The organism is Mycobacterium sp., from assembly GCF_044370595.1.
Lineage (GTDB): Bacteria > Actinomycetota > Actinomycetes > Mycobacteriales > Mycobacteriaceae > Mycobacterium.
Genome location: NZ_JBILVF010000182.1, coordinates 1 through 6,257, shown reverse-complemented (window position 1 = coordinate 6,257; position 6,257 = coordinate 1). Strand labels below are relative to the sequence as shown.

Annotated in this window: 5 protein-coding genes and 1 pseudogene; 4 read left to right on the top strand and 2 right to left on the bottom strand. The window is 67.0% G+C overall.

What is annotated here, in order from left to right; all coding sequences use genetic code 11:
• The 3 genes and pseudogenes from ADBZ5N_RS16790 to ADBZ5N_RS16780 all read left to right on the top strand — a co-directional run.
• A pseudogene (locus tag ADBZ5N_RS16790) lies at positions 1-514 on the top strand (FAD-dependent oxidoreductase); the annotation flags it as partial.
• A 78-nt stretch (positions 515-592) separates the two neighbouring features.
• Complete coding sequence (locus ADBZ5N_RS16785; RefSeq protein ID WP_526259361.1) at positions 593-1,618, top strand: NAD(P)H-dependent glycerol-3-phosphate dehydrogenase; 1,026 nt, start codon at positions 593-595, stop codon at positions 1,616-1,618.
• Between the two features lie 247 nt (positions 1,619-1,865).
• Positions 1,866-2,879 (top strand): hypothetical protein, encoded by a 1,014-nt coding sequence (locus ADBZ5N_RS16780; RefSeq protein WP_526259359.1) that lies wholly within the window; start codon positions 1,866-1,868, stop codon positions 2,877-2,879.
• Positions 2,880-2,901: 22 nt separating this feature from the next.
• Here the strand turns inward: ADBZ5N_RS16780 and htpX are convergent, their stop codons facing one another.
• Both htpX and grcC1 read right to left on the bottom strand, forming a co-directional pair.
• The gene (gene htpX / locus ADBZ5N_RS16775; protein ID WP_526259357.1) at positions 2,902-3,777 is read right to left on the bottom strand and encodes a zinc metalloprotease HtpX; all 876 of its coding nucleotides are present in this window, start codon (positions 3,775-3,777) and stop codon (positions 2,902-2,904) included.
• 69 nt (positions 3,778-3,846) lie between these two features.
• A complete protein-coding gene (grcC1, locus tag ADBZ5N_RS16770) occupies positions 3,847-4,854 on the bottom strand; it encodes a nonaprenyl/(2E,6E)-farnesyl/geranylgeranyl diphosphat synthase (protein ID WP_526259355.1) in 1,008 nt (335 codons plus the stop codon).
• Between the two features lie 69 nt (positions 4,855-4,923).
• Between grcC1 and menJ the strand changes: the two genes are divergently transcribed.
• Positions 4,924-6,138 (top strand): menaquinone reductase MenJ, encoded by a 1,215-nt coding sequence (menJ, locus tag ADBZ5N_RS16765; RefSeq protein ID WP_526259363.1) that lies wholly within the window; start codon positions 4,924-4,926, stop codon positions 6,136-6,138.
• Positions 6,139-6,257: the final 119 nt, after the last annotated feature.

Below are 6,257 nucleotides of genomic sequence, written 5' to 3'. Positions count from 1 at the left end.
CGCCAGCGGCATCGCGTGCAAGTCGGGCCGTCACCTCGACGCCGACATCATTGTCACGGCCACCGGCTTGAACCTGCTCGCGCTCGGCGGAGTGCGGATCAACCTCGACGGCACCGAGGTCAAACCGCAGGACCGGTTCTCCTACAAGGCCCACATGCTCGAAGATGTGCCCAATCTGATCTGGTGCATCGGCTACACCAACGCCTCGTGGACGTTGCGCGCAGACATCACCGCCCGCGCGACCGCCAAACTGATGGCCTACATGAAAACCCACGGCTACACCCACGCCTACCCGCATCCGGCCGGGGCTGCGATGCCCGAGAAACCGACCTGGGATCTGCAGGCCGGCTATGTGAAGCGAAACGCCCACGCGCTGCCCAAGTCGGGAACCAGGCGTCCGTGGGTGGTTCGGCAGGACTTCTTTGCCGACGCCCTCGACTATCGGTTCCTGGACAAAATCGACGAGGACATGGTGTTCGGGCGGGTGAAGGCGCCCGCGCACTTGGCGGGGTGATCATCCTCGGCCGCCGGGTCAGCGCGCAGTTACCCAACTCGGCGCGCAAGCCCTGTCTTGAGCACTACCTTCTAGCTCATGACATCTGATCGTCGCGAGCCACAAGTCGTCGTGCTCGGCGGAGGCTCCTGGGGCACCACCGTCGCATCTATCTGCGCTCGGCGCGGACCGACACTGCAGTGGGTTCGCTCCGCCGACACCGCCGAGGACATCAACAAGAATCACCGCAACTCCGAATACCTCGGCGACGAAGTCGAACTTCCCGAGAACCTCCGCGCTACAAACGATTTCGCCGAAGCGGCTAACTGCGCCGACGTCATCGTGATGGGGGTTCCCTCGCACGGGTTCCGCGGGGTGCTGGTCGAACTCGCCAAAGAACTTCGCCCGTGGGTCCCAGTGGTCAGCCTGGTCAAGGGCCTGGAACAGGGCACCAACATGCGGATGAGTCAGATCGTCGAAGAGGTGCTGCCGGGTCACCCGGCCGGCATCCTGGCCGGACCGAACATCGCCAAGGAGGTTGCCGAGGGCTATGCCGCGGCGGCCGTGCTGGCGATGCCCGACCGTAACCTGGCGGGCAACCTCGCCGACATGTTCCGGACCAGCAGGTTTCGCACCTACACCAGTGACGACGTGGCCGGTGTCGAGATCGCCGGCGCCCTCAAGAACGTCTACGCAATCGCCACCGGCATGGGTTACTCGCTGGGTATCGGCGAGAACACCCGCGCCATGGTCATGACCCGCGCAGTCCGGGAGATGTCGAAACTGGGTGAGGCGATCGGCGGCCAGCGCGACACCTTCTCCGGCCTGGCCGGGATGGGTGACCTCATCGTTACCTGCACCTCCAAACGCAGCCGCAACCGCCACGTCGGGGAGGAACTGGGCTCGGGCAAGACCGTGCAGGAAATCATCGCCGGCATGAGCCAGGTGGCCGAGGGCGTCAAGGCGGCGAGTGTGATCATGGAGTTCGCCGATAAGTACGGCGTCAGCATGCCGATCGCCAAAGAGGTCGACGCGGTGGTCAACCACGGCGCTACCGTCGAACAGGCCTACCGCGGCCTGATGGCACAGAAGCCCGGCCACGAGGTCGACGGGACCCCGTTCTGAGCGGGGGCCTCTAACCGGGGACCTCTGACCGGGGCCCGGCCCGCCCGCCAGCAAACGCTGTAGGCGGGCAACCCACCACATCAGCGGGGCACTGGCCGGAAGGCAGCCAACCCGAGGAAGATCACAACACCGTACCGATGTGTGAAATACCTGCAAAGGGCGGGCTTTCCAGCAGGAAAGCGTGACCTAAACTATGATTGGCATTAGTAAACACTGAGCGTAAACACTGACATCGGAAAGGGCCATCGTGGATCGGCGAGCCAAGGACGGGTTGCGCGCCGGCGCCACCGCAGTCGGCGTCGCCGCGGGCTTGATGGTCCTTGCCTCGACTGCCCAGACCCCGGACGGCTTCGTCCGCGCCAGTTTCGGCGGTCCGCTGACGCCATTCATCGAGACCCCGTCCGATGTGTTGACGATCGGCGACGGCGCCACGGATCCCACCGAATTGGCTGCCCTGCTCAAAGGTTCCACGCCCATTGTCGGCGTACCCGACTCGCCCTACCGGGCAGCCTTCGAGGCCGGTGTCACCCCGGGTCCGACGACACCGGATGTATTGCCGGTCATTGGTCCCACGACTGCACCTGCTGCGCCCGCTACCAAGGAATTGACGGCGATGCCGGCGCCGAAGTCAGTGGTCGACTCCAACGGCCGGGTGGATTGCACCGGTGCGGTCAGTTGCAAGACCGACCCGGTCACCCAGGTCACAACGGTGACCTATCCCGACGGGGTCGTCGCGATCGTCCAGAAAGTCAATGACTTGACGGTGGTGGCCTACAAGACTCTGACCGAATACCTGCCGCCGGCCGTCCAGACGCTGCTGCCGCCGGTCCCGAGTCAAGTTCCGCCGATGCTGGCAGCCCCGCCGCAGCCACCGGCACCGACTGCATCGGTGCTACCGGAGACGCCGCCCGTACTTGCGCAGCCCGTCCCAGAGGAGACAGCGGAACCTGCCATCGATCCCGGCCCACCGGCCCCCGACATGCTCGAACCCAGCGATCCTGATCGTGGCCCGCGGGTCAACGTCACCCGGCCGCCGATGGACTTCAGCCCTGACCGGGGCGGTCCGGGCCTTCCCAACGGGCCGGGGAACGGCTTCCCCAGCTTGGACAAGGTCAAGGATGCGCTGGGCTCGGTGGCCGACGCTGTCGAGGATGCGGTGAACAAGGCAGTCGGCGCGGGTGCGTCCGGCAAGCCCTCGAACAAGCCCTCAGATAAGCCGTCAGATGCCTCGACCGACGGCGCCGACGCCGGAACGCCCTAGCTCAACAGAAACGGCCCACCGGCTACTGACCGCCGGCCATCTTCTCCAGTCGCGCGATGCGGTCCTCCATCGGCGGGTGCGTCGAGAACAGCTTGCCGATCCGCTCACCGGAACGGAACGGGCTGGCGATCATCAGATGAGCCTGGTCGGCCAACTGGGGGCTGGGCGGCAGCGGGGACTGCTCGACCCCGCCACTGATCTTGCGCAACGCCGAGGCCAGCGCGAGAGGGTCGCCGGACAACTGGGCGCCGGACTCGTCGGCCTGATATTCCCGCGACCGCGAGACAGCCATCCGGATGACGGTCGCCGCGAACGGACCGAGCAGCGAAACCAGAAGCATCGCAAGCGGATTGATCCCTCCGCGACCGCTGTTGCGGTTTCCACCGAAGGCGCCGGCGAACATGGCCATCTGGGCCAGACCGGTGATTATCGAGGCCATCGCACCGGCGACGCAGGAGATCAGGATGTCGCGGTTGTACACGTGGGACAGTTCGTGGCCCAGCACCGCACGTAGCTCACGCTCGTTGAGGATGTTCAGGATTCCGGTGGTGCAGCACACCGCGGCGTTGCGGGGATTGCGGCCGGTGGCGAACGCGTTGGGGCTGGCGGTGTCGCTGATGTAGAGCCGCGGCATCGGCTGGTGGGCCGCGGTGGCCAACTCCCGGACCATCGCGTAGATCTGCGGGGCCTGCACCTCGGTGACCGGCTGGGCCTTCATCGCCCGCAGCGCCAGTTTGTCGCTGTTGAAGTAGACGTAGGCGTTCATGCCGACGGCCATCAGCACCGAGAGGTACATCACATTGCGGCCGAAGAGTCCGCCTACGAAGACGATCAGCCCAGACATCAACGCAAGCAGCAGAAATGTCTTCATCCGGTTGGCGGTGGGGTGCCAGGTCATTCTCGGTCCTCCTCAGACGGCTCTCGGCAGAGTAACGCCTACCAAGCCCCGCTGAGTTCCGGATCGTCCTTAACCGTGTCGGTTAACGGTGTAGTCGACCAGCGAGGCCAGCGCGCGACGTCCGGGCACGTCGGGCAGCCCATCAAGTTCGGCGCGGGCCTGGGCCGCGTACTGATGGACCGTTGCCTTGGCGGCGGCGATCCCACCGGAGGCCCGCAGCAGCGCCAGCGCTTCGGTGACGGCGTCGTCGTCAGTCACCGGCCCCTTGAGCAACTCCCGCAGCCGGTCGGCGTCCGGCCCGGTCTCGGACAGGGCGAACAGCACCGGCAAGGTGTGCACACCCTCCCGCAGGTCGGTGCCCGGAAGCTTGCCCGACTCATCGGGATCGCTTTCGATGTCGATGATGTCATCGGCGATCTGGAACACCGTGCCGATGATCCCGCCGATACGGCCCAGTCGTTCGATCTGATCTCCGGTGGCACCACCGAAGGTGCCGCCAAGCCGGCCGGCAGCGGCGATCAGGCAGGCGGTTTTCTCCGACACGACCTTGAGGTAGTGCGAAACGGCATCCTCACCGGCCGGAGCCCCTTTGGTTTCTCGCATCTGACCGGTCACCAGAAGGGCGAACGTTTCGGCGATGATCCGTACTGCATCAGGCCCGAGCCGTGCCACCAGCCGCGAGGACGTGGCGAACAGGTAGTCGCCGGCCAGAATCGCAATGTTGTTGCCCCAGCGCGCATTCGCCGACGGAGCGCCCCGGCGAACCAGCGCTTCGTCCATGACGTCGTCGTGATACAGCGTGGCCAGGTGCACCAGTTCGATGACGGCGCCGGCAGTGGTCACGTCAAAGTTCTCCGGGTCCGGGCCGACATGGGCCGAGAGCACGGTGAACAGCGGCCGGAACCGCTTCCCGCCGGCTTCGAACAGGTGCAGCACAGCCTCGGTCATCAATTCATCGGCACCGCGCAACTCGGTGGCGATGAGGTCCTCAACCCGGGCGACGCCGTCGCGCACCTTCTGGGCAAAATCCTGGTCGCCGAGGTCCACTCCCGCCACCACGCTCGCCGGTGTCCTCACGGTGCCAAGATACTGGTCATTGTGGACTCGCTTTCATCTGAGGTCGACCGGCGGGCTGACGCGCCACGCCTGCAGGCCGATCTGGTCGTCATCGGTGCCGGGCCGTCGGGGTCGGCAGCCGCGGCGTGGGCCAGTCGCGCCGGCCGCGACGTGCTGGTGATCGACGCCTGCGAGTTCCCCCGCGACAAGGCCTGTGGCGACGGATTGACCCCACGGGCCGTGGTCGAGCTGCACCGGCTGGGCCTGGGCGACTGGCTGGACGGCAGGATCCGCCACCACGGGCTGCGGCTGGCCGGGTTCGGCGGCCAACTCGAGGTCCGCTGGCCCGGCCCGTCGTTCCCCCAGGCCAGTTCGGCCGTCCCGCGAACCGAACTCGACGACCGGGTGCGCAAGGCCGCCGAGGACGCCGGGGCGGCCATGCTGCTGGGCTACAAGGCCGTCGACGTCGACCGTGATTCGGCCGGGCGGGTGACGGCGGTGGTCCTTGCCGACGGCCGGCGGGTGACCTGTCGGTGGCTGATCGTTGCCGACGGTGCCCGCTCACCGCTGGGCCGGGTGCTCGGTCGGCAGTGGCATCAACAGACCGTCTACGGGGTCGCGGCCCGGGCCTACCTGGGCTCCCCGCGATCCGATGAGCCGTGGATCTCCTCGGATCTGGAATTGCGGTCGATCGATGGGCAGGTGCTGCCCGGGTACGGCTGGATCTTCCCGCTCGGCAACGGCGAGGTGAACCTCGGCGTCGGCGCGCTGGCCACCGCCAAACGGCCGGCCGATGTGGCATTGCGGCCGCTGATCAAGCACTACGCGGACGTGAAGCGAGACGGTTGGGGGTTCGACGGCCCGCCGCGGGCGATCTCCTCGGCACTGCTGCCGATGGGCGGGGCGGTGTCCGGGGTGGCCGGGGGAAACTGGATGCTGATCGGTGACGCCGCGGCGTGCGTGAACCCGCTCAACGGCGAGGGCATCGACTACGGGCTGGAAACCGGGCGGCTGGCCGCTGAACTGCTGGGCTCACCGGATCTGGCCCTGGCGTGGCCGGCGCTGCTGCAGGCGCACTACGGGCGGGGGTTCTCGGTGGCCCGCCGGTTGGGGTTGTTGCTGACGCTGCCGCGGTTCCTGCCGTTGACCGGCCCGCTGGCCATGCGCTCGTCGGCCCTGATGGGGATCGCGGTGCGCGTGATGGGCAACCTGGTCACCGACGAGGATGCCGACCGGGTGGCGCGGCTGTGGCGGACGGCCGGAGCCGGCTCGCGTCTGCTGGACAGACGCAGGCCGTTCAGCTAGGGCGTGTCTCCCATATGCGGGTCGCATTTGGCGGGATGCTGTCGGGATGGCGACGATCTCTCGGTTTCGGGTGTTGAATGATGTTCAGTGGGAGTTGATTTCGGGGCTGCTGCCGTCGA

What these genes read in the sequence shown, in the direction of transcription:
- ADBZ5N_RS16785 (WP_526259361.1), top strand. Translation starts at nt 593, where the DNA reads ATGACATCTGATCGTCGCGAGCCACAAGTCGTCGTGCTCGGCGGAGGC.
- htpX (WP_526259357.1), bottom strand. Translation starts at nt 3,777, where the DNA reads ATGACCTGGCACCCCACCGCCAACCGGATGAAGACATTTCTGCTGCTT.